The following is a 19,737-nucleotide window of genomic DNA, read 5'->3' on the forward strand; positions in this document are numbered from 1 at the left end:
GACGGGTACTGAATGCAGTGTGTTGGACCGCAGGCACCGGGCACTTGTTGCACAGGCACTATACCCACATGATTCAAAGGGTGCATTACGCGCGTAACGACCATATCCGTTGCGCTGCGGGGCGTCTGCGGCTGACGCTGACGCGGGTGCTGCGAGGATTCAGGACATTTAGTTCTTTACCCGAATTTCTGACCGGGTTGGCAAATACTGTCCAGGCGTATGCACATTGAAGAACCCGCCGAGTTGGGCGAGTTGTTCAGTGCCAAGCCTGATACCCGTCGCCAGCCCGGGTTCGGGACTTCCTTGCTGATCATTCTTCTGTCGGTGATTCTGATGGTCCGCGAATACTTCGGCCTGCAACTCAAGCAAACCCTTTGGTTAGGGGCGGTGTTGCAGACGATTGTTTCGGTAGTGGGGCTGATAGGTACGCTGTTGTTGTGGCATTGGCTGGTGTGAAACGGGATTGGCGCAGACAGGTCTCTCGTTTGCGCCACATCTGGTAAACAAGGTTAATCTGTTTTTATGCAGTTCAGAATACGACCTCATTAGCTACGTCCGGAGAGTTCTAGATGGCCGTCGCAACTCAACAGCGCCTGTAATCTTTCCTGGCCGACGTCGACCGGAACTATCCACCAGTGGGTACGATTGTCGTAACGGGCGCCGTCAGGAATGGTCACGGCTTTACCGGCTTTTGGTGGATGTTTGTCAAAATACGCGTTGATGGATTCAGCAAAAAAATTCGCATCTTTGTCAGGGCAGTGCATTTCGTCGCCATCACCACTTTGCGCCAGCCATGCAACCGCGAGGATCAACAGCACCAACAGTACGGCTCGTGTCATTGTGGGCTTCCATTTCCGGAAAGTGCTGAGGATAGCGTTAATAGCTGAACAACGACGAGCACGCTGTTTTTCTCTGAAAGGCGTTTTGTCCAACTCACGTATCGCAAGCCTGCCACCGGTGTACCATGTCTGATTTTTTCGCACCTGAGGATGCGGCTGCCATGCGTGAGTTTCTAGAGATTTTTCGTAATCGCGCACTGGACGTCATGTCATCCGCTTTGCCCGCCCAACCGCTTCTTGAAGATTTTGCCATTGCGCTGCAAGTCAGATTGCCGGGTGCCGTCGTCGGCATCAACGTGCTGGATAAGGCCGGCAGAACATTTCGTCAGTCTATTTTCCCGAACCTGCCGTCCGATTTTTCTCAAGCGCTGGTGGGTAACATCATCACCGGCAAGCGCGGCTCATGTGGACTAGGCATATTGACCGGGAAAACCATCGACGTTCCGGACGTGGCAAACGACCCGCGCTTTTCGCAAGAGTGGAAAGCGCTCTTCGCCCGACATGATCTGCACGCGATGATTTCGATTCCGGCACTGAGCGCTGATAAAAACGCCCAGGGAAGTATCGCAATCATCCATCCGCTGGGCATGTCGCTGACTGTTGAACAGCGCGAGTTTCTGCAATTGGCATCATCGTTATGTGCGCGCATTTGTGCGTATAGCAGGTCGCAGGAATCCAACGCGCTTATTCTGGGCGAGCTTGAGCACCGTATTCGAAATCTGTTTCTGACGATTGGCGGTGTCGCCAATCTGACCTTGAAACGATACCCCGACGTAAGGCAGTTTCGGGCGGTGTTTAGCGAGCGGCTGGTAATGATGCATCGCGCGCACTCGCTGGCACTGAGCACGTGCGAAATCGAAATGGCTGCCTTACTGCAGGAAATGCTCGCGCCTTATCAAAAAGACTGTGCTATCAGTTTTTCCGGTCCCGATGTCTTGCTGACCCAGAAGGCTGCATCGGCGCTGGCACTGGTGATACATGAGCTGTGTACCAACGCTACCAAGTACGGCTCGCTGTCTCGGGAAGCGGGAGAACTGAATGTGCAGTGGGGGATTGTTGCGCAGGGCAGTGATGATCTCGAGCCTGTTTTCAGGCTGGTCTGGGCGGAGAGCGGCGGCCCGCAAGTCGATCAGCCGAGCCGCAAGGGTTATGGCACGGCGATGATCAAGGGCAGTCTGGGTAATGCGTTTGATGGTTCGGCAACGTTCTTCTACGAACCGGTCGGGCTGAGGTGCGAGATATCCGCACCGTTCACCGGCAAACTCGGCAGAAGCAGCTGATAACCGTCAACGCTTCATGCCTCATGCCGCCGTCGCGCATCACTGAGCATCGATATCGTCAGTTTGCGCACTTCGAGTTTGCTGATTTCCACATGAGAGCGCAGTAACAACAGCGCTTCGTCCCGTTTGCGTGCCTGCAATGCATTGAGGATCGCGGCGTGCTCCAGGTAGGTATGTTCGATGCGGGCGCTTTTGAAGAAGTCCAGTCTGCGCACGATGCGAATGCGCTCGGTCACTTCCTGATGAACACGGGCCATTTCCAGATTGCCCGAGGCGGCCACCAGTTGGGTGTGAAACTGTTCGTCGAGGTCTGCGACGACCTGCATATCGATCTGCCAGTGGCTGCGATCAATCAGCCAGTGCTGACGCAGCACATTGAGTTCCGGATGCACTTCGTGGGATGCACAGATACGTTCGACCGCAGCACATTCAAGCACGATGCGCAGATCGTACAGCTGGTCGATCTGGTCGAAATCCAGCGGCTTGACTGACCAGCCCCGTCGAAACTCGACGTCCAGATAACCCTCGCGCTGCAGCCGGTACAATGCGTCACGCACCGGCGTGCGTGACACCTGATAACGGTCTGCCAGTTGCGTTTCGGTGAAGCGGTCGTAGGGCAGCAGATAGAAGTCGAAGATCTCCTGCTTGAGCCGCCGATAGACGTCTTCTGCCAGCGCGTTGGTGGTGTTGGGGGAATTCAAGGGCGTGGCTCCAGGCTGCTCAGGTCAATGCTGACATGTGCGGCAACGACTTTCCAGCCGCCGTCCAGGCGTGCCCAGGTTTGCATCTGCCGTCCCAGACGCTCAGTAACGCCATCGTGAAACTCGGTGCTGACGGTGGCGAAGTCTTCACCGAAGGTGCTAACCACGGTGCGCAATAATTTTCGACCGGGCCCGACTGGCTGACAGTGGCGTCGATAGCGCGCGATGGCTTTGGCACCGTGCAAGTTTTCCGCGACGCCATAGCGAACGGTCTGTTCGGAATTCCAGAAATACCCATCCAGCGTGGTCAGCTCGTTGGCCAGCAGGGCGCGCTCGTAATCAGTGAACGCGCTGGTCACTTCGGCGACGATGTGCGCAAGGTTGATGTCCATCAGGGTGTACTCCTTGTTTGCAGGGCGTGTTGCAGATCGGCCAGTGACGCTGCACGCCCGACAATCGCGTTTTGTGCGGTGATCATGTCCAGAGTGGCCTGTTTGAAGGCCGGGAAATAGCTTTCGGTCGCATCTTCGATCAGCAGGCAGCGATAACCCCGATCACTGGCTTCGCGCATGCTGGTCTGCACGCAGACTTCGGTGGTAACGCCTGCGAAGATCAAATGAGTGATCCCGGCGTCGGTCAGCCGCTGATGCAGGTCGGTGGCGAAGAACATGCCCTTGCCCGGTTTGTCGATGACCCACTCGCAGGCGAGCGGCGTCAGGCTGTCGATAATCTGATTGCCGGGTTCGCCGCGAATCAGGATGCGGCCCATCGGGCCGAGGTCGCCGATACGCAGGCCCGGTGAACCTTGGGCCAGCTTGGCGGGCGGGCAGTCGGCAAGGTCCGCGCTGTGCGATTCACGAGTGTGTATGACCACTATGCCCTGATCACGGGCCAGCGCCAGCAGTTGTTGCACCGATGGCACGATGGCCTGCAACGGTGCGACATCGTTGCCCAGCGCGGCACCAAAGCCGCCGGGTTCGAGGAAGTCGCGCTGCATGTCGATGATCACCACAGCGGCACAGGAGGGGTCGAACGTGAAGCAGTCCGGACGCGCATTGACGCTGATCATGCCGGTTCTCCGGCAAGCTGCTCGGCACCGGCCATGTGTCGACCCAGCTCGGTTCGATCAGCGGCGGCTGCGCTGGTTTCAAAAACCAGTTCGCCGTCATGAATGACCACGATGCGGTCTGCCAGGCTCAGCAGTTCGTCGAGATCTTCACTGAGCAGCAGGACTGCTGTGCCGCTGTTGCGCGCGTCGATCAGGCGCTGGTGGATAAGCGCGACACTGGCGAAGTCCAGGCCGAATACCGGATTGGCGACGATCAGCACCGCGACGTCATGGGTCAGTTCTCGCGCCAGTACGGCGCGCTGCACATTGCCTCCCGACAAGGTGCCGATGGGACGGTTCGGGTCGTTGGGCGAGACCTTGAACTGTTCGATCAATGTGCGCGCCTGTGCGCCTATTGCACGACGATCAAGACGCCAGCCCTGACGGCACAGCGGCGGCTGGTCGAAGTTGCGCAGGGCCAGATTGTCGGCCACGCTGAAGCTGCCGATACAGGCGTTGCGCAAGGGCTCTTCGGGCAGGCTGAACACGCGCAGACGCTGCATCTGTTCACGCTGCGCATGGTAAGGCTGGCCATCGACCCATATCTGCCCGGCACTGAAGGGTCGCTGGCCGAGCAGGGCTTCGGTGAGTTCGCGCTGGCCGTTACCGGAAATACCCGCAACCCCGACGATCTCTCCCGGCTGCACTGCCAGAGAAAGGTTTTTCACCGCCAGCGTGCCTTTGTCACCGGGTACATCCAGCCCCTCTACCTGCAACTGGGGCGTACGGGTTGCCATGACCGGCCGATCGTTGCTCACGCTACGCACTTGCGCTTCGCCCATCATCCAGGCAGCCATCTGCTGCGTGGTGGTGTCGGCCACTGTCGCTGTGCCTACCCAGCGGCCCTTGCGCAGCACGGTGACGTCATCGGCATAGGTGCTGACTTCGCGAAACTTGTGGGTGATCATCAGCACGGTGAGTTCACCGCGATGTGCCATCGACTGCATCAGCCCCAGCACTTCATCGGCCTCTTGCGGCGTGAGTACCGAGGTCGGTTCATCGAGAATGATCAGCCGACGTTGCAGATACAGCTGCTTGAGGATTTCCAGTTTCTGTTTTTCACCTGCGGCCAGACTGCTGACCGGCCGATGGATATCCAGACAAAAAGGCATCTTTGCCATGAAGGCTTCCAGGCGCTCGTACTCGCTGGCCCAGTTGATACGCCACGGCAGATCACCGCGCGACAGCACCAGGTTTTCCGCAACGCTCAGGCCCGGCGCCACGGTGAAGTGCTGATACACCATGCCGATATGCAACTGATGAGAGTCGCGCGGGGTGCGAATCTCGTGTTCGCGGTTGTCGATCAGAATGCTGCCCGACTGCAGCGGGCTGTAGCCGATGATGCCTTTGACCAGCGTACTCTTGCCGGCGCCGTTCTCCCCGAGCAGGGCGTGGACGGTGCCGGCGCGGACCTTGAAGGACACCTCGTCGAGTGCGCGAAACGCTCCGAAATGCTTGCTGGCACCAATCGTCTCAAGGCTCGGGGCGCGCATGTTCATGCTCCCAACAGGTCGCGAAGCATTGAGGAATGGCCGACTGCGCCGAACACGCCACCCTGCATTTTGACCATGCTCAGGGCCGCCGCATGATTGCCAGGGTCGGTCGCCCCGCAGCAGTCTTCCAGCAGCAGGCACTCGAAGCCACGGTCATTGGCTTCGCGCATGGTGGTGTGCACGCAGACGTCGGTGGTGATGCCGGTCAGGATCAGATTTTCGATGCCACGAGTGCGCAGAATCAGTTCCAGATCGGTGGCGCAGAAGGAGCCTTTGCCGGGCTTGTCGAGCACGATTTCGCCGGGCAGCGGTGCCAGCTCGTCGATGATTTCCCAGCCCGGCTCGCCACGTACCAGAATCTTGCCGCAGGGGCCTGGGTCGCCGATTCCCGCGCCGATGCGCTGCGAGCGCCAGCGTTTGTTGGCGGGCAAGTCGCTGAGGTCCGGGCGATGGCCTTCGCGGGTATGGATGATGGTGAAGCCCAGCGGGCGCATCGCGGCGAGCAGCGCCTTGATCGGCTCGATGGGCGCTCGGGTCAGGGCCAGGTCGTAACCCATGCTGTCCACGTAGCCGCCGACGCCGCAGAAATCGGTCTGCATGTCGATCACGATCAAGGCTGTGTTGTGCGCATGCAATTGCCCATTCCAGGGCCAGGGGTAGGGCGCCGATGCAATATGACGTTCACTCATGGCGTTAATCCTTCCAGCTGCTGGGGGTGGGTTTGAATTCGCGCTCAGGCGCAGTAAAGCCGCAGGCGCTACCGTCGGTATGCACGACATCGTCTTCCCAAGGCAGACGGTATTGGCCTGCGGTCAGATCATGCATGTAGGTGTAAGGACAGTCGCGCGCGCCACCCTTGACCGCCACGTAACCGCGATGGCCGAATTGATAGATGTTGTTCTCCACGCCCCAGTGCACACGGGCTTCGCGTACCAGGTCGGGGCGCAGTTCGCAGCAGACGATTTCGTCGGCCCGACCACCGCCTTCAGCCATGATCGTGCCGTCGAAGTCGACGAACATGGCCTCGCCCATGGAGTCGAACGTGCCGTCGGAGCCACACATGCAGACGCTTGCGGTTTGCATCAGGTTGGTGAAGGCATTGCTCTGGTTGGTGATCTTCCACGAGTGACGGATCGGTGCGGTATAACCCGCTGTGCGCAGCATGATGTCGGCACCCTTGTAGGCGCACTCGCGGGCCATTTCCGGGAACATGCCGTCATGGCAGATGATCAGCGCCAGCTTGCTGCCACGCGGCCCGTCGCAGACCGGAATACCCAGATCGCCAGGCTCCCAGGGCTCGACTGGCACCCACGGATGGAGCTTGCGGTAATACAGGCGAATCTCGCCGAGGTCATCAACGATCAGGCCGCTGTTGAACGGGTTGCCGTGCGGGTTGGCTTCCATGATCGAGAAGCAGCCCCATATCCGGTGCGTCTTGCACGCCTCGCGCAACGCCATTACTTCCGGCCCGTCGAGGCTGCACATGATCTCTGGCGCGGTGCTCATCGACAGGCCATGCAAGGAGTACTCGGGAAACACGATCAGGTCCATGCCCGGATTGCTGCGTCGCGCCTTGGCCACCATGCTGACCACTTTCTGCGTTTGTGCCCACAACGCCTCGCGGGTATGCGGATCAGGCAACGCCAGTTGCGCCAGGCCGATCACCACGCCCTTGGGCGACTTGTTCAAACCACCAAGACCACTGGCCATGCAATGTCTCCTCGAAAAGATCAGTTCATCGCGTCAGGATGAGTTCGCCCGGCGCGCCATTCAGAGTGCGACCACGGCGGCAGGTGGCGTACATCACCACCAGCGTCAGCGCATAAGGTGCTGCGGCAAACAGGTAGTAGCCGGTGCTGATACCGACCGCTTGCAGGGCCGGGCCGATGGCACCGGCAGCGCCGAACAGCAACGACGCCCACAGGCACGCCAACGGGCGCCAACGGGCAAATATCACCAGCGCGACGGCCATCAATCCTTGCCCGCTGGACAGCCCTTCATTCCAGCTGCCGGGGTAGTAAAGCGACAGGTAAGCGCCGCCGATTCCGGCCAATCCGCCGCCGACCGCTGTCGCCAGAATGCGCACCTTGAGCGGGCGATAGCCCAGCGCCTGAGCGGTTTCAGCGTGGTCGCCGACCAGACGCAGCATCAGCCCCCAGCGTGTGGTGCGCAGCCCCCAGTGCAGTACGAACGCCAGTGCTGCACCGACGAAGAACAGCACGTTGATATTCAGCGCCGAACGCACGCGTTCTTCGTCGCTCCAGGCACCCAGTGCCAGTGACGGCAGCATGGGGGCTTGCGGCTGGATAAACGCTTTGCCAAGAAAAAACGCCAGCCCGGTGCCGAGCAGAATCAGCGCGATGCCGAACGCGATATCGTTGACCCGAGGTAACGAGCAGGCCAGGCCGTGCAGCAGGCCCAACAGAATGCCAACCCCGGCGGCAGCGCCAACGCCCAGCCATGCCGAGCCGCTCAGGCACGCCACGGCGTATCCGGACATCGCGCCGGCAACCAGGATGCCTTCCAGCCCCAGGTTGATCCGGCCGCTTTTCTCGGTCAGGCATTCGCCCAGGCTGACGAACAGAAAAGGCGTACCGACGCGGATTGCGCCAGCCAGCAATGCCAGCAGAAAGGTGCTCAGGTCGATATCAGCCATGTTGCAGTGCTCCCTTGTCGACCGACGCGGGCGACGCCGTCAGCCTGATCTTCCAGGCGGCGATACGCCCACCCAGGGCTTCCCAGAGCAGCAGATTGGTGAATAGCAGCCCTTCAAGAATCAGCGTGGTGGCGTCTGGCAGGCCAAGCCGTCGTTGCAGCAGCCCACCACTGGCTTCCAGTCCACCCAGCAAAATGGCGCAAACGATAATGGCCAGTGGATGATGGCGAGCGGCGAAAGCCACTAGGATGCCGCTGGTGCCATAGCCTGCGATCAGCGCGGCGTTGGCGCTGCCTTGCACAGCAGTGACTTCGAACATTCCGGCCAGACCCGCTGCCGCGCCGCCCAGCAGGCAACTGAGCAGGATCAAACGGTCCACCGGCAAGCCGATCATCAACGCCGTGCGTACGTTGCCGCCGACCACGGCGAGGGCAAAACCCTTGATGCTGTGGCGCACCAGTACATAGGCCAGCAGACACGCGACCACGCCCGCCACCAGACCCCAATGCACTTCGAAACTGTCACTGATGGTGCCGATCATATAGGCATCGTCCAGCGGCAGCGTCGAAGGCTTGTTCAGGCTTGCCGGATCGCGTAACGGCCCTTCTACCAACTGCCGGAACAGCGCCAGAGCGATGTAGGAAAGCAGCAGGCTGCTGATCGTTTCGTTGACTCCGCGACGCTGGCGCATCCAGCCACTCAGACCGATCCACAACGCGCCCACGCTCATCGCCGCCAGGGCCATGCAGACGAGCATCACCCCGGCTGACAAATTGCCGAGCCACAAGGGTGTCACTGCCGCTGCCAGACCGCCCAGTACCAGCGCGCCCTCGCCGCCGATAATGATCAGCCCGGCCCGAGCGGGCAGGGCGACGCACAATGCGGTCAGCATCAGAGGCGCAGCGCGTTGCAGGGTGTTTTCCAAAGCGAACCACGAGCCGAACGCGCCTTCACCGACCAGTTGCAGGGCTTGCCAGGCAGGCTTGCCCTGAACCGCCAGAAACAGCCCGAACAGCACGCACGAGGAAAACACCGCCAACACCGTAGGCAGCCCCGGCAGCAGCGCGCTGGCCAGGCGGCGCAGACTAATGGATAGGCTCATGAACATTCCTCAGAGCTGGCCAAGTACACCTTCGACCAGGTAATTCATGCTCTCCAGGGCGATGTCGGTCTGGCCTTGTGAAACACCATCGGCAATCACCACCGCGCCTTTGTTGTCCTTGAGCTGGCCTTTGAAGATCACGAACTGCCCGGCCATCATTTGCGCCTTGATGGCATCCGCTTGCTGTTTGGCGTCGGCAGTCACCGATGGTCCATAGGCGGAAGTCTTGACGAAGCCTTCCTTGAGCCCGCCGCGCAGGAAGTTGATCATCGGCGCGCCGCTCTGGGCTGCCGCTACATGGGCGCGATAAGGAGTTTCCCAATTCCATTCGGCACCGGTCAGGTAACCTTTGGGTGCCAGCGCGGCCTGGCTGGCGTGGTAGCCACAGGTCATGACACCGCGCTTTTCAGCCGTCTCGACGATCACCTTGGGGCCGTCGACATGACAGGTAAGTACGTCACAGCCCTGGTCGATCAGGCCATTGGCGGCTTCTGCTTCCTTGACCGGCAACGACCAGTCACCGGTAAAGATCACCGTGGTCACGATGCTCGGGTCTACCGAGCGTGCGCCCATGGCAAAGGCATTCAGGTTGCGCAGTACCTGAGGCACAGGCTTGGCGGCCACAAAACCGAGTTTTTTGCTCTTGCTCATGTGTCCGGCAATCACGCCGTTCAGGTATTGCGCTTCGTCGATGTAACCGAAAAAGCTGCCCGCGTTGATCGGGTCCTTACCTTTCTGCCAGAGGCCGCCGCAATGCGCGAAACGCACGTCCGGGTACTTTTTCGCGACCTTGACCACATGCGGCTCAAAGTAGCCGAATGAGGTCGGAAAAATCAGTGTCGCACCGTCCTGACGGATCATGGCTTCCATGGTCTTCTGCACGGCCACGGTTTCCGGAACGTTTTCTTCCTCGATCACTTTGACGTTGGGCAGCGTCTTGATGATGGCCGCTGCTTGGGCGTGGGCCTGGTTGTAACCAAAGTCGTCGCGAGCGCCGACGTAGATGAAACCCACCACCAGCGGCGCGTCGGCTGAGTAGGCACGACCAAACGGCAGTGCTGCGCTCAGGCCGATAATGCCTGCCAACTTGATGAAACTGCGACGATCAACGTTCGACATGCGTGCTACCCCTGATCAATGAGCGATGGAAGATGTGTGCGCGGCGCGGTAGGCGCGCCAGCCTTTGAAATCAGTGATGTCCAGCGCGCCCTCAAGGCCGGCTGGCTCACAGATGAAACCCTTGACCCACTGGCCGTCGGCCAATTGCAGAGAACCGATGCCCAATGGCGCGGGAATCGCGGCGACGAAGGCCCCGAACAGGTTCAGCGGCATTTCCCAGACCTCGACTTCGATGCGCTCGCCCTTTTTAGGCACACGCACCAGGCCCGGCTTCGGTGGCGAAGTACCGGCCAGTGCATACAACCGGTAATCTGCGCTGGTGGTTGTGGTACGCAGCAGACGGGCACTGCCTTCGAGCAATTGCCAGTTGAGCGGCTGGCCGACGAGGTGCGCGCCGACAACCGCGACCTGCACGACAGGGCTGTTGCGGGGCAAGGGTGCCATCGCGACGGCTTCGCTCTGGTCTGTCTGACCGAAGAGCGGCTGCCAGGCTGCGGCTATTTCTGCCAGGCGTTGGTCGGCACCGGCGGGGCCGATCAGCGTGATGCCCGCAGGCAACCCGTCGGCACGGCGCTCTGCCGGAACGGCGAGGGCGCACATGTTCATCAGGTTGACGAAGTTGGTGTAGTAGCCGAGCTGTGAATTGAGCTCGACCGGGTTGGCGAGCACTGCATCAATGGTCGGCATGCAGGGCGCCGTCGGGACCACCAGCACATCGACCCCGGCCAGCAGTTGCTGGGCTGTTCGCGTCAGTTCCGCCAGCCGATAGCGGGCATTGAACGTGTCCACGGCATCAAACGAAGCGGCGCTCTGCAGGATGCCGCGCACCACCAGGTGAATATCCTCAGCATGGGTGGTGAAGAATCTGCCTACCGCTGCCCGCCGCTCGGCCACCCATGGGCCTTGGTACAGCAGGGCCGCGGCCTCGGCGAAGACATCGAAGTCGATGGGTTCGACAGTTACCAGCGGGTCGCTTTGCAGGGCTTCCAGGGTTTTCAGGTAAGCCGTTTGCGCCTGAGCATCACCGAAGAACTCGCAGTGCCGTGGCACCGCGACACGCCGAGCCCTGCGCTGCACTGCCAATGCCTGCACGGGCACACTGGCGGGGTCTAGCGGGTCGTAAGCCGCGATGACCTGCGCCACTTGCCAGGCTTGCAGCACATCCCCGGCAAATATCGACGGGCAGTCCAGCGTGCGACAGGCGGGCACCACGCCTCGGCTGCTGAACAGGCCAAGGCTGGGCTTGAGCCCGACGATACCGTTGAACCCGGCGGGCACTCTGCCTGATCCTGCCGTGTCCGTGCCCAGTGCAAAACTCACGTAGCCACGCGCGACGGCCACCGCCGAGCCGGAACTGGAGCCGCCGCTGACGTAGGCCGGATCGTGGGCATTGCGCACGGCCCCGTAGGGCGAGCGGACACCCACCAGACCGGTGGCGAATTGATCGAGATTGGTCTTGCCCATCAGGATCGCGCCACTGTCGAGCAGTAACTGTACGACGTGAGCATTTTCCTTGGGCGTGTAGGCGAAAGCCGGGCACGCAGCCGTGGTCGGTATTCCGGCCACGTCAAAATTGTCCTTGACCGCAAATGGCACGCCGAACAGCGGCAGTTGCTCATACACCGAATCGCCCGCTTCTGCGGCAATGCTTTCCAGCGTCTTCGCCCTTTCAAGAAGCTGCGTCACGGGCACGCGATGAATCCAGACTTCCGCCCGGTCATCCGCATCAATGTGCGCTGTAAGGGTTTGCACAAGTGCCGTCAGGGTTGTTTGACCTGAACGTAACGCCGACTGAAGTTGGGAAATGTCGAGTGCGGTCATAGTGGTGTTCATTCATGTATACAAGATGAACTGGCACGTTTGCACGTTATGGGCCAAGGTTGACCGAAGGCGGATTGGCAGGGGATTAAAGGCTGTTAGCGAAGTTTTTTGACGCAGTCATGCGTCATCTTTGCGCTTGAACGCGGCAATGTGCACAACGATGGATCACGGCATATCCATTGTGCCGGCAGTGGTGGCGTCAGCCGGACAACCGGTTTATCGGTCTCCGCTGACGTTAATGCGTTTGCCTCAACTCTGGCAGAACCTGATGCGGTTGCCGAACGGATCGCAGACTTCAAGTACCTGGCCCCAGCCCTGCTGAACAATGCCGGGTCGTGCATAACCGTACTGTTTGCCAATCAGCTCATCGCGCAATTGCTCGATGTTTTGAGTGGGAATAAACACCGCAGCCCCCGGGCAGGCGTCGCCGTGATGTTCGGAAAGGTGCAAATGCAGGCCATTGCGGCTGATCCCCAGATACAACGGCAGATCGGCCTCGAAACGATGCTCGAATTCGACGCTGAAACCGAGAAAGTCGAGGTAGAACTCACGCGCTTTGCGTTCGTCGAACATCCGCAGGATCGGGATGGCACTGTCGAAAGTCACAGTGGCTTGCTCGGTCGTGGACATGACTATTCCTTTATTGAAAACGATCGATTGTTTGATGTTTGCAGGCGATGCATGTTTGCTGACCCGAACTTGCCATCCAGGGCCTAAGCCTGATGCGGTCAGGCCGCAGGTTTGACCGGAAATGAGACGAAAGGCTTTATCTCCTTCAAGACGAACATGCTCTGCATCTCTTTAATCCCAGGGAGCCTTCTGACCACCGTCATGGCGAAGTCGGCAAACGAATCCAGGTCGCGTGCCACCACCTGAAGCAGAAAGTCGGCATCTCCGCCGATGCTGTAGCACGCCACGACGTTCTCCAGTTGCATGACTTCCTGCTCGAATTTTCTTGCCTCGGCTTCACTGTGAGAGTCGATGCTGACCCGAATGAACACCATGACACCCAGCCCGATCTTGCGACGGTCCAGCACCGCTCTGTAACCCAGCACATAGCGATGCTCTTCAAGTTGTTTGACCCGTCGCCAGCAGGGCGAGGCAGACATGCCGATCTGATCGGCCAGGGTCTGATTGGTGATCCGGCCGTCCTGTTGCAGGGCCGTGAGGATCCTTACATCAGTAGGGTTCAACGTCTGATAGGTCATAAATTCCGCAACTCCCTGTGGATGGGGGGAATTCTACCTAATTCGGTGATGCTGACAATCAGAATAGATCATTTCTTCCTGTTTAAAGCGTGTAGTATTTTTTCAGGCAAGGCTTGGTAAACGTCTCATCCATACACTGTTTGCATACAGCTGGGTTGTTTAAAAATTGCATAGGGGCAGGCCCGCTTATCAATAACTCTGTAAACGTTGTGGGCTATAAACAAGGACGATGCATGATTCTCCACTTGGTTTTTTTCAAGTTTCACGAGCCTTTTCAGTGGTGTGACAATGAAGTCATTGAGGCAGAGGCTGCCACCCGTCGACACCCGCACCATATTAACGAGATTGCAGGCTGGGCCTGTGGAAGAAATATAAGCTTTCGTAAAAGAGCCATGGATTTTGTGGTTATGGGCTTATTTGAAAGTCAGGAAGAACTTTCAAGTTTTCTTATTCATCCTGATCATCAGGACGGTGTGCTCAAGTGGCAAAAGATCGCCAGTTGGCAGGTCGTGGACATTGATATTACTAGTGAAACAACGCATTGGTCAGGGCTGCTCGAGGGCTGGGCTGACGTTGTCAGGTCACCGCTCGATGCCTTGAGCGTTTCTCGATAGTTGGAGGGGGGACCATGAATTTTGATGCGACACTTCATAAGTGTGTAATCGTTGTTGATAAGTCGCTGGGTCTGGGGCATGCCGCGAACGCAGTTAGCGTCATCGGCGTCAGCATGGGGCGTTCCGTAGACGGGCTGGTAGGCCCGGACATGCAGAGCCGCGACAGTGTCAACTATCCCGGCGTTATCTACGCGCCTTTGCCGATCCTGTTGTCTAGCAATGAAAGCCTGCGCGAGCTTCAGGAAAAAGCCTTGGCCGACGATGAAATTTTCAGCATTCCTTTCAGCGCACTGGCGCAGTCCTGCAAAACCTATCAGGAGTATGAGTCACGAATCTCCGAGGCGGACAGTTCGTCCATCGAGTTGGTCGCGATCGGGCTGATAGGGCCGAAGAAAAAGATAAGCAAACTGTCAGGAAACTTTCCGCTGTTCAAGTAAATATCTTAATGACAAGGAGGTTGGCGTGTACGCTTTATTCAAACCGGATCTTCTAGAGTTGGCGCGTGCCACGTACCAGCAGCATGCGTTGTTTGAAAACGATGGTATCTCCCTTGAGGAGTTAAGGTCTATCCAACTCGACCGCCTCAGGCAAACACTTCGTTACGTCAAAGCCCATTCTCCGTTTTATCGCGACCTGTTGTCCCCTTCGGACGCTGCATTGGGCACTCTGGACTGGCACGCTTTCCGTCAACTGCCATTTACGACGAAAGATGACTTGCGCACGGCAGGTCACTTCATGCTCTCTGCTCCGCTGGCCGATGCCTGGATCTATTACGAAACCACCGGTACAACAGGAGCGGCCACGCCCTGTCCGCGTAACGAGCGGGATTCGATATTCAACAACACCCCATTGATACTTCGTTACGAGGCGCTTTTCAAGGCTCACGGCGAACGACACATAGTCGGTGTCATGGGGCCTACGGAGCTTCACTCCACCGGAGATACATTCGAGGACGTCTGTCGAAGTCTGGGGCACACGGTAGTGAAAATGTGGCCGCGATCACCTGTCGTCGGGATGGAACGTGCCATTACGTTGATCAGGGAACTGAAAATCTCCGCACTGGTGTGTACTCCCGCAGTTGCAATCAGCCTGGCAAGGCATTTGATCAACAAAGGGCAGACCCCCTCATCGCTGGGTGTGAAGTTGATATTCACGTTGGGTGAACTCACCACCCCTGGCTTGTTGCGCAACATTGGCGATGTATGGAACAGCGCGGTTTACAACTGTATGTACGCATCCCAGGAGTCTTCCATTCTCGCCGCGTGTGACAAGCAGGGGCATTTGTGCACCGTGCCCTTGAATGTTGTCTATGAAGTGGTCAACCCGATCACCGGCGAAGTCCTGGAACCGAAAGACGGCCAGATGACCGGTGAACTGGTTATCACGCACCTCTATCAGGGCCAAAAGCCCCTTATTCGGTATCGCACCGGAGACACGGTCAGAGCCCGGGTTCTGAATCAGGGCAAGTGGCAGATCATCCCGATCGGACGGCTCAGAGACACGCTGGTTATAAACGGACGCAACCATTGCGCCTACGACGTCGAAGCAGCGCTGTTCGAGCATCTCACAGGCTGTCTGGATTATCACATCCAGGTCGAGACCGTGTCGGGTATCGATAAATTAAGCGTCACTATCGAGTTGCAGCCCAATAGCGAAGCCCGAAATGACCTGAACGCTGTAGCCGGCTTTATGGAGACTGCACTCGGTGTTCCCGTAAGTATTACTGTCGGCCCTACCGACGCTGTGACTGGCACGGCAGCGATGGTCAGCTGGAAAGCTGCCCGACTCCATGACAAACGTACGGGCGGCGATAATCTGGAGCGTGATACCGCCTTGAAGATCGCTGCACGGAGGGCCTGACCATGGTCGACGTGCCGCTCAACACTAAAAGTAGTCCGCGCAAACCTCACCCATGGGTGTACCTGGATGATCGTTTTGTCGCCGCTGCAGAAGCTCTGGTTCCAATCACGACCCAGGCATTTAATTACGGCACTGCGGTGTTCGAGGGTATACGCGCTTACGTTGCTGATAACGGCGAGCTGAATGTCTTCAGGCTCGACGATCACCTTAAACGTATGGAGAACTCAGCCAGGTTGCTGCAGTTGGACAGCCTGCCTGGCCGCACTGAACTAAAGGAAATAATTCTTGATTTACTGCGTCGCAATGAGGCGCTGACCGACTGCTATATCAGGCCCATGGCCTATAAAAAAGCGCTGCTGCCCGGCGTTGGTTTTGGTGTAAAGCTGACCGGCGTCAGCTCAGGGCTGGTGATCAATACTCTGGCAATGGGCGCCTACATGCCCGCTGCCGGCATCCGCTGCGCCGTTTCGAGCTGGCGACGCATCCCGGATGTATCTCTTCCTTCGCGAGCGAAAATCACCGGTAGCTATGCCAATTCGGCGTTGGCCATGGAGTCGGCGCAACGCAACGGTTTTGACGATGCGTTGATGTTGAATATTCACGGCAATCTGGCCGAGTCAACCACCTCCAATGTGTTCGTGGTCAAGGATGGATGCCTTATCACACCGCCTCTCAGTGCACACATTCTAGAGGGCATTACCCGTGATTCGATCATGACCCTGGCCAGAGAAACATTAGGATTAAGCGTGGTGGAACGAGACATTTCGTTTTCCGAATTGTATTCGGTCGACGAGTGCTTTCTTGCTGGCACAGGGGTCGAGATCGTACCCGTGACACAGATTGATCACTACGTATTGCAGGACCACAAAGTGGGCAAAGTAACCGGCGCGCTGAGAAGCCTCTACCTGCAAACGGTAAAAGGTTCGCATAGCCGATATGCCCACTGGCTGAGCCCCTTGCACAATCGAACATCCGGAGATTTATGACAATGGACAGTAAATTCCTGAATTTGAGTGTAGGCGACTGGCGCGAGGTGATGATTCATACATTGGGGCCGAGTGGAACCAGTAGTGAAGCAGCGGCTGGTTTTTTTACCGAATGGCTTGGCCAGCGCTTTCCTGAATCACAGGTGCAGATCAACCTCAGTGACTCTTATGAGCATGCCTGCTCAGCGATGGACGAGCGCATCCCCGGGGTACTGATCGTGGCCAACGCCTATCCGCAGATTCATAACTTTTATATGAACCCGCGGTTAAGCCTTGTGGCCACTTTCGTCTTCGATACCCCAGAGTATGGCCTGGTGAGCAAGGGGCAGTTGAATACCAGAAAACTGACGATAGCGACTCATCCCGCTCCGCTGATGCTGATTCAGGAGTTGCTGCCTGACGGTTTTGAAGTCGACTCGGTGATCTTTTCGCTGTCTACCAGCGCCGCTGCGGCTGCGGTAGCCAGGGGTGAAGTTGACGTTGCGTTGACCACCGAGGTGGCAGCCCATATCCATGGGCTTCAGTTCATATCGAAGACTCGCCCCATCCGCATGCTCTGGTCCGTCTTCGCGCCGATCCGGTGGAACACTCAACCCGTTGAAGTCAGCGCACGCTACCGCTGATTCCCCAAACATAAGGCCACCTGGTCAAGCCGGGTAGCCCCGAATCACTTTTGATCGAGGTCATCATGACTGTCTTGAAGCTCCACACGATCGATTCTGCCCCCCTGAAAAGTAAAGCGTTGCTTCAGAGTTCAATCGACAACTTTGGCTGGATCCCCAATCAAAGTGCCTATATGGCCGAGTCGCCTTCATTATTGGGCGCTTACCAGCGGGCGCATGACCTAGTTATCGAAAGCTCGTTGAGCGAAGAGGAAAAGGCTGTGGTCTGGATAACCACAGGGGTGGAAAACGCGTGTTCCTATACCATTCAGGCGCATGCCTTCATTGCCTTGTCCAAGGGCGTCGATCAGTCCGTGGTCGATGCATTGGCTCATCAGCCTGCGCACCTGAATGTCCGTTTGCGGACATTGCGCGAGTTTACCCAGCAAGTGATCAACTGCCGTGGCCGCTTGAGCGGGGCAGCCGTAGAGGCCTTACTCAAAGCGGGCTTCAGTAAACAAAACATGCTGGACGTTATTCTCGCTGTCGCACAGAAAAACATGTCAACGATCCTGAACAGTATTGCCGGTACTGAAATCGATGAGCGGTTCAAATGGGAAGCCTTTCAAGGGCTCAACACAGTGTCCGAGGCTTGAACGATGCTTCATTTGGACGGTAATACGGTCAAGTCGCTCATGAATATTCAGCTCAGCCTCCAACTTAGCGAGGCCGCGTTCCTGCTGCATTCTTCAGGGCAGGTAGAGCAGCCGTTGCGTACCGTTATCAAGGGCGGTGATAACGCACTGATGGGCGTCATGCCTGCCTACATCAAGAGCGGTCCTTACAAGGGGTTCGGTCTGAAGTCAGTGGTCGTCAGGTTCGGAGACGCTGCCAGCGGTCCTTCTCACATGGGCACGATACTGATTTATGACGAGGCGCAGGTTGCCCCTGTCGTAGGGGTGGACGCAGGTGCAGTTACGGAAATCCGTACAGCGGCTGCATCTGCTCATGCAACACGGTTGCTGGCCGTCCCCGACGCCAGTCGCCTTGCCATCCTGGGCACGGGCTTGCAGGCGAGAGCTCATCTGCAGGCAATGCAAGCGGTAAGGCCGATCAGATACGTTTCAGTATGGGGGCGTAGCAACGAGGCCTGTCGCGAATTTGCGGCCTGGAGCGCGCAGCACTGCGATCTGCCCATTTCGATTTGCAATACCGCTGCCGAGGCTGTTAGCGAAGCCGATATCATCTGTACCACCACTGCTGCACGTTCGCCCATCTTGTTTCATGCGGATCTTCCGGTGCGCTGTCACATCAACGCAATCGGCGCTTCAGCCCCCGGTTTTCAGGAACTGCACGAGGATATCTATCAGGACGTTACGTTATTCACTGACTGCAACCGTTCGGTGCTGGCCGCATCCGACTGCGTGATCAAGGCCGTTGAGAAAGGTCTGCTTGCGCAGCCGGGTGGCGGAACAGAGATCGGCACACTGTGCAAAGATGAAACGCCGCAAACAACTCGAGGCATAACAGTTTTCAAGTCGGTTGGGCTGGCTGTGCAGGATCTGGTGTTCTCTCGGGAAATAATCCGCCAGTGGGTAGCGTCCCGTTTAAACGGTTAGCGGTCTTACTTGGTTTACGGCGCTGCTCGCCGGGCACTTATAATTATTTCAAGGAGTGCAACATGCTTGATCTTACTCAGGTTCTTACATATTCGGCTGCGCTGGGCATTGCCGCAGCCATTCCCGGCCCCGGTATGGCTGCGCTGGTAGCACGGAGCGTCAGTGGCGGCGCGGTGTCAGGTTTCTGCCTGCTGTCCGGGCTGATTCTCGGTGACTTGACCTATCTTTCATTTGCAGTATTTGGCCTTGCCATGATTGCCGAACACTTCAATGCGTTGTTTCAGGTCGTGCGTTGGGGGGCCGCGATTTATCTGTGCTACCTGGCCTGGCAGTTCTGGTTCGCAGACCATCAAGCCATAGAAATCGGAAAATCAGCAAAGAAAAAAGAGTTGCTGTCTGCGGCCGCTTCAGGATTGACCATCACCTTGGGCAACCCCAAGACCATTGCCTTTTATCTGGCGCTTTTACCGTTGGTCATCAATCTCGAAACGGTTTCTTTGCAGACGTGGGGGCTGGTTCTGGTGCCGTTGACCGTGCTGGTGTTGCTTGGCGTCGGTGCAGTATTCATATTTGCTGCATTGCGCATTCGACATTTACTGTCGAGCGAGCGCGCCCAGAGAAAACTGTTTCGCGGTGCGGCGGCAATCATGGTGGCGGCGGCAGCTTCGATGCTGGTGCGCTGATCTGCCTGGAGGGTAGATGAGGCCGTTGATGGCCTCATCCGGTCGG

At 58.0% G+C, this 19,737-nt stretch carries 23 protein-coding genes; 10 read left to right on the forward strand and 13 right to left on the reverse strand.

Annotated elements, in window-relative coordinates; all coding sequences use genetic code 11:
- Positions 1–219: 219 nt before the first annotated feature.
- Positions 220–456 (forward strand): hypothetical protein, encoded by a 237-nt coding sequence (locus tag KP808_RS05780; RefSeq protein WP_316903252.1) that lies wholly within the window; start codon positions 220–222, stop codon positions 454–456.
- Between the two features lie 89 nt (positions 457–545).
- On the opposite strand, the gene KP808_RS05785 is transcribed toward KP808_RS05780, so the two are convergent.
- A complete protein-coding gene (locus KP808_RS05785) occupies positions 546–839 on the reverse strand; it encodes a hypothetical protein (protein WP_058408966.1) in 294 nt (97 codons plus the stop codon).
- 161 nt (positions 840–1,000) lie between these two features.
- Here KP808_RS05785 and KP808_RS05790 point away from each other — a divergent pair, with 161 nt between their 5' ends.
- Positions 1,001–2,119, forward strand: coding sequence for an HWE histidine kinase domain-containing protein (locus tag KP808_RS05790; RefSeq protein WP_058408986.1), 1,119 nt, complete (start codon positions 1,001–1,003; stop codon positions 2,117–2,119).
- A gap of 14 nt (positions 2,120–2,133) precedes the next feature.
- Here KP808_RS05790 and KP808_RS05795 read toward each other — a convergent pair whose 3' ends face one another.
- From KP808_RS05795 to KP808_RS05850, 12 genes are all read right to left on the reverse strand, one after another.
- A complete protein-coding gene (locus tag KP808_RS05795) occupies positions 2,134–2,820 on the reverse strand; it encodes a GntR family transcriptional regulator (RefSeq protein ID WP_054079125.1) in 687 nt (228 codons plus the stop codon).
- Positions 2,817–3,212: an oxalurate catabolism protein HpxZ gene (gene hpxZ, locus KP808_RS05800; protein WP_058408965.1), complete on the reverse strand. Its 396-nt coding sequence runs from the start codon at positions 3,210–3,212 to the stop codon at positions 2,817–2,819. The genes KP808_RS05795 and hpxZ overlap by 4 nt, the downstream gene beginning before the upstream one ends.
- Positions 3,212–3,889: a cysteine hydrolase family protein gene (locus KP808_RS05805; RefSeq protein WP_058408964.1), complete on the reverse strand. Its 678-nt coding sequence runs from the start codon at positions 3,887–3,889 to the stop codon at positions 3,212–3,214. Before KP808_RS05805 ends, hpxZ begins: the two co-directional genes overlap by 1 nt.
- Positions 3,886–5,427 carry an ABC transporter ATP-binding protein gene (locus KP808_RS05810; protein ID WP_230017717.1) on the reverse strand — a complete coding sequence of 514 codons (1,542 nt, stop codon included), beginning with the start codon at positions 5,425–5,427 and terminating at the stop codon, positions 3,886–3,888. The genes KP808_RS05805 and KP808_RS05810 overlap by 4 nt, the downstream gene beginning before the upstream one ends.
- A complete protein-coding gene (gene biuH / locus KP808_RS05815) occupies positions 5,424–6,110 on the reverse strand; it encodes a biuret amidohydrolase (RefSeq protein ID WP_058397441.1) in 687 nt (228 codons plus the stop codon). Before biuH ends, KP808_RS05810 begins: the two co-directional genes overlap by 4 nt.
- 4 nt (positions 6,111–6,114) lie before the next feature.
- Positions 6,115–7,131 (reverse strand): formamidase, encoded by a 1,017-nt coding sequence (locus KP808_RS05820; RefSeq protein WP_230017719.1) that lies wholly within the window; start codon positions 7,129–7,131, stop codon positions 6,115–6,117.
- Between the two features lie 25 nt (positions 7,132–7,156).
- A complete protein-coding gene (locus KP808_RS05825; protein WP_230017721.1) occupies positions 7,157–8,077 on the reverse strand; it encodes an ABC transporter permease in 921 nt (306 codons plus the stop codon).
- The gene (locus KP808_RS05830; protein WP_230017722.1) at positions 8,070–9,179 is read right to left on the reverse strand and encodes an ABC transporter permease; all 1,110 of its coding nucleotides are present in this window, start codon (positions 9,177–9,179) and stop codon (positions 8,070–8,072) included. Before KP808_RS05830 ends, KP808_RS05825 begins: the two co-directional genes overlap by 8 nt.
- Positions 9,180–9,188: 9 nt before the next feature.
- The gene (locus KP808_RS05835; protein ID WP_230017724.1) at positions 9,189–10,298 is read right to left on the reverse strand and encodes a BMP family ABC transporter substrate-binding protein; all 1,110 of its coding nucleotides are present in this window, start codon (positions 10,296–10,298) and stop codon (positions 9,189–9,191) included.
- Between the two features lie 15 nt (positions 10,299–10,313).
- Positions 10,314–12,119: an allophanate hydrolase gene (atzF, locus tag KP808_RS05840; protein ID WP_230017726.1), complete on the reverse strand. Its 1,806-nt coding sequence runs from the start codon at positions 12,117–12,119 to the stop codon at positions 10,314–10,316.
- 249 nt (positions 12,120–12,368) lie between these two features.
- Complete coding sequence (locus KP808_RS05845; RefSeq protein WP_058408958.1) at positions 12,369–12,749, reverse strand: glyoxalase superfamily protein; 381 nt, start codon at positions 12,747–12,749, stop codon at positions 12,369–12,371.
- 98 nt (positions 12,750–12,847) lie between these two features.
- On the reverse strand, positions 12,848–13,327 hold the full coding sequence (locus tag KP808_RS05850; protein WP_005745878.1) for an Lrp/AsnC family transcriptional regulator: 480 nt from the start codon (positions 13,325–13,327) through the stop codon (positions 12,848–12,850).
- A 233-nt stretch (positions 13,328–13,560) separates the two neighbouring features.
- On the opposite strand from KP808_RS05850, the gene KP808_RS05855 reads away from it, so the two are divergent.
- The 8 genes from KP808_RS05855 (at position 13,561) to KP808_RS05890 (ending at position 19,691) form a co-directional block, all read left to right on the forward strand.
- Positions 13,561–13,941: a Dabb family protein gene (locus tag KP808_RS05855; RefSeq protein ID WP_058408957.1), complete on the forward strand. Its 381-nt coding sequence runs from the start codon at positions 13,561–13,563 to the stop codon at positions 13,939–13,941.
- Between the two features lie 14 nt (positions 13,942–13,955).
- A complete protein-coding gene (locus KP808_RS05860; protein WP_005743265.1) occupies positions 13,956–14,378 on the forward strand; it encodes a DUF2000 domain-containing protein in 423 nt (140 codons plus the stop codon).
- Positions 14,379–14,403: 25 nt separating this feature from the next.
- Positions 14,404–15,801 (forward strand): phenylacetate--CoA ligase family protein, encoded by a 1,398-nt coding sequence (locus KP808_RS05865; RefSeq protein WP_058408956.1) that lies wholly within the window; start codon positions 14,404–14,406, stop codon positions 15,799–15,801.
- 2 nt (positions 15,802–15,803) lie between these two features.
- Complete coding sequence (locus tag KP808_RS05870; protein WP_005743267.1) at positions 15,804–16,787, forward strand: branched-chain amino acid transaminase; 984 nt, start codon at positions 15,804–15,806, stop codon at positions 16,785–16,787.
- Positions 16,788–16,789: 2 nt separating this feature from the next.
- Positions 16,790–17,410 carry a bacilysin biosynthesis protein BacA gene (locus tag KP808_RS05875; RefSeq protein WP_230017728.1) on the forward strand — a complete coding sequence of 207 codons (621 nt, stop codon included), beginning with the start codon at positions 16,790–16,792 and terminating at the stop codon, positions 17,408–17,410.
- A gap of 50 nt (positions 17,411–17,460) precedes the next feature.
- The gene (locus tag KP808_RS05880) at positions 17,461–18,045 is read left to right on the forward strand and encodes a carboxymuconolactone decarboxylase family protein (protein WP_230017731.1); all 585 of its coding nucleotides are present in this window, start codon (positions 17,461–17,463) and stop codon (positions 18,043–18,045) included.
- A 39-nt stretch (positions 18,046–18,084) separates the two neighbouring features.
- Positions 18,085–19,008 carry an ornithine cyclodeaminase family protein gene (locus KP808_RS05885; protein WP_230017733.1) on the forward strand — a complete coding sequence of 308 codons (924 nt, stop codon included), beginning with the start codon at positions 18,085–18,087 and terminating at the stop codon, positions 19,006–19,008.
- 62 nt (positions 19,009–19,070) lie between these two features.
- A complete protein-coding gene (locus KP808_RS05890) occupies positions 19,071–19,691 on the forward strand; it encodes a LysE family translocator (RefSeq protein WP_005743272.1) in 621 nt (206 codons plus the stop codon).
- The last annotated feature ends 46 nt before the right edge of the window (positions 19,692–19,737 follow it).

Source organism: Pseudomonas savastanoi (assembly GCF_020917325.1).
Taxonomy (GTDB): Bacteria; Pseudomonadota; Gammaproteobacteria; order Pseudomonadales; family Pseudomonadaceae; genus Aquipseudomonas; species Aquipseudomonas amygdali.

Excerpts from the sequence above, each read along its gene's own strand:
- KP808_RS05780 (WP_316903252.1), top strand. The coding sequence starts at position 220 with ATGCACATTGAAGAACCCGCCGAGTTGGGCGAGTTGTTCAGTGCCAAG.
- KP808_RS05785 (WP_058408966.1), bottom strand. The coding sequence starts at position 839 with ATGACACGAGCCGTACTGTTGGTGCTGTTGATCCTCGCGGTTGCATGG.
- KP808_RS05790 (WP_058408986.1), top strand. The coding sequence starts at position 1,001 with ATGCGTGAGTTTCTAGAGATTTTTCGTAATCGCGCACTGGACGTCATG.
- hpxZ (WP_058408965.1), bottom strand. The coding sequence starts at position 3,212 with ATGGACATCAACCTTGCGCACATCGTCGCCGAAGTGACCAGCGCGTTC.
- KP808_RS05805 (WP_058408964.1), bottom strand. The coding sequence starts at position 3,889 with ATGATCAGCGTCAATGCGCGTCCGGACTGCTTCACGTTCGACCCCTCC.
- KP808_RS05810 (WP_230017717.1), bottom strand. The coding sequence starts at position 5,427 with ATGAACATGCGCGCCCCGAGCCTTGAGACGATTGGTGCCAGCAAGCAT.
- biuH (WP_058397441.1), bottom strand. The coding sequence starts at position 6,110 with ATGAGTGAACGTCATATTGCATCGGCGCCCTACCCCTGGCCCTGGAAT.
- KP808_RS05820 (WP_230017719.1), bottom strand. The coding sequence starts at position 7,131 with ATGGCCAGTGGTCTTGGTGGTTTGAACAAGTCGCCCAAGGGCGTGGTG.
- KP808_RS05825 (WP_230017721.1), bottom strand. The coding sequence starts at position 8,077 with ATGGCTGATATCGACCTGAGCACCTTTCTGCTGGCATTGCTGGCTGGC.
- KP808_RS05830 (WP_230017722.1), bottom strand. The coding sequence starts at position 9,179 with ATGAGCCTATCCATTAGTCTGCGCCGCCTGGCCAGCGCGCTGCTGCCG.
- KP808_RS05835 (WP_230017724.1), bottom strand. The coding sequence starts at position 10,298 with ATGTCGAACGTTGATCGTCGCAGTTTCATCAAGTTGGCAGGCATTATC.
- atzF (WP_230017726.1), bottom strand. The coding sequence starts at position 12,119 with ATGACCGCACTCGACATTTCCCAACTTCAGTCGGCGTTACGTTCAGGT.
- KP808_RS05845 (WP_058408958.1), bottom strand. The coding sequence starts at position 12,749 with ATGTCCACGACCGAGCAAGCCACTGTGACTTTCGACAGTGCCATCCCG.
- KP808_RS05850 (WP_005745878.1), bottom strand. The coding sequence starts at position 13,327 with ATGACCTATCAGACGTTGAACCCTACTGATGTAAGGATCCTCACGGCC.
- KP808_RS05855 (WP_058408957.1), top strand. The coding sequence starts at position 13,561 with ATGATTCTCCACTTGGTTTTTTTCAAGTTTCACGAGCCTTTTCAGTGG.
- KP808_RS05860 (WP_005743265.1), top strand. The coding sequence starts at position 13,956 with ATGAATTTTGATGCGACACTTCATAAGTGTGTAATCGTTGTTGATAAG.
- KP808_RS05870 (WP_005743267.1), top strand. The coding sequence starts at position 15,804 with ATGGTCGACGTGCCGCTCAACACTAAAAGTAGTCCGCGCAAACCTCAC.
- KP808_RS05875 (WP_230017728.1), top strand. The coding sequence starts at position 16,790 with ATGGACAGTAAATTCCTGAATTTGAGTGTAGGCGACTGGCGCGAGGTG.
- KP808_RS05885 (WP_230017733.1), top strand. The coding sequence starts at position 18,085 with ATGAATATTCAGCTCAGCCTCCAACTTAGCGAGGCCGCGTTCCTGCTG.
- KP808_RS05890 (WP_005743272.1), top strand. The coding sequence starts at position 19,071 with ATGCTTGATCTTACTCAGGTTCTTACATATTCGGCTGCGCTGGGCATT.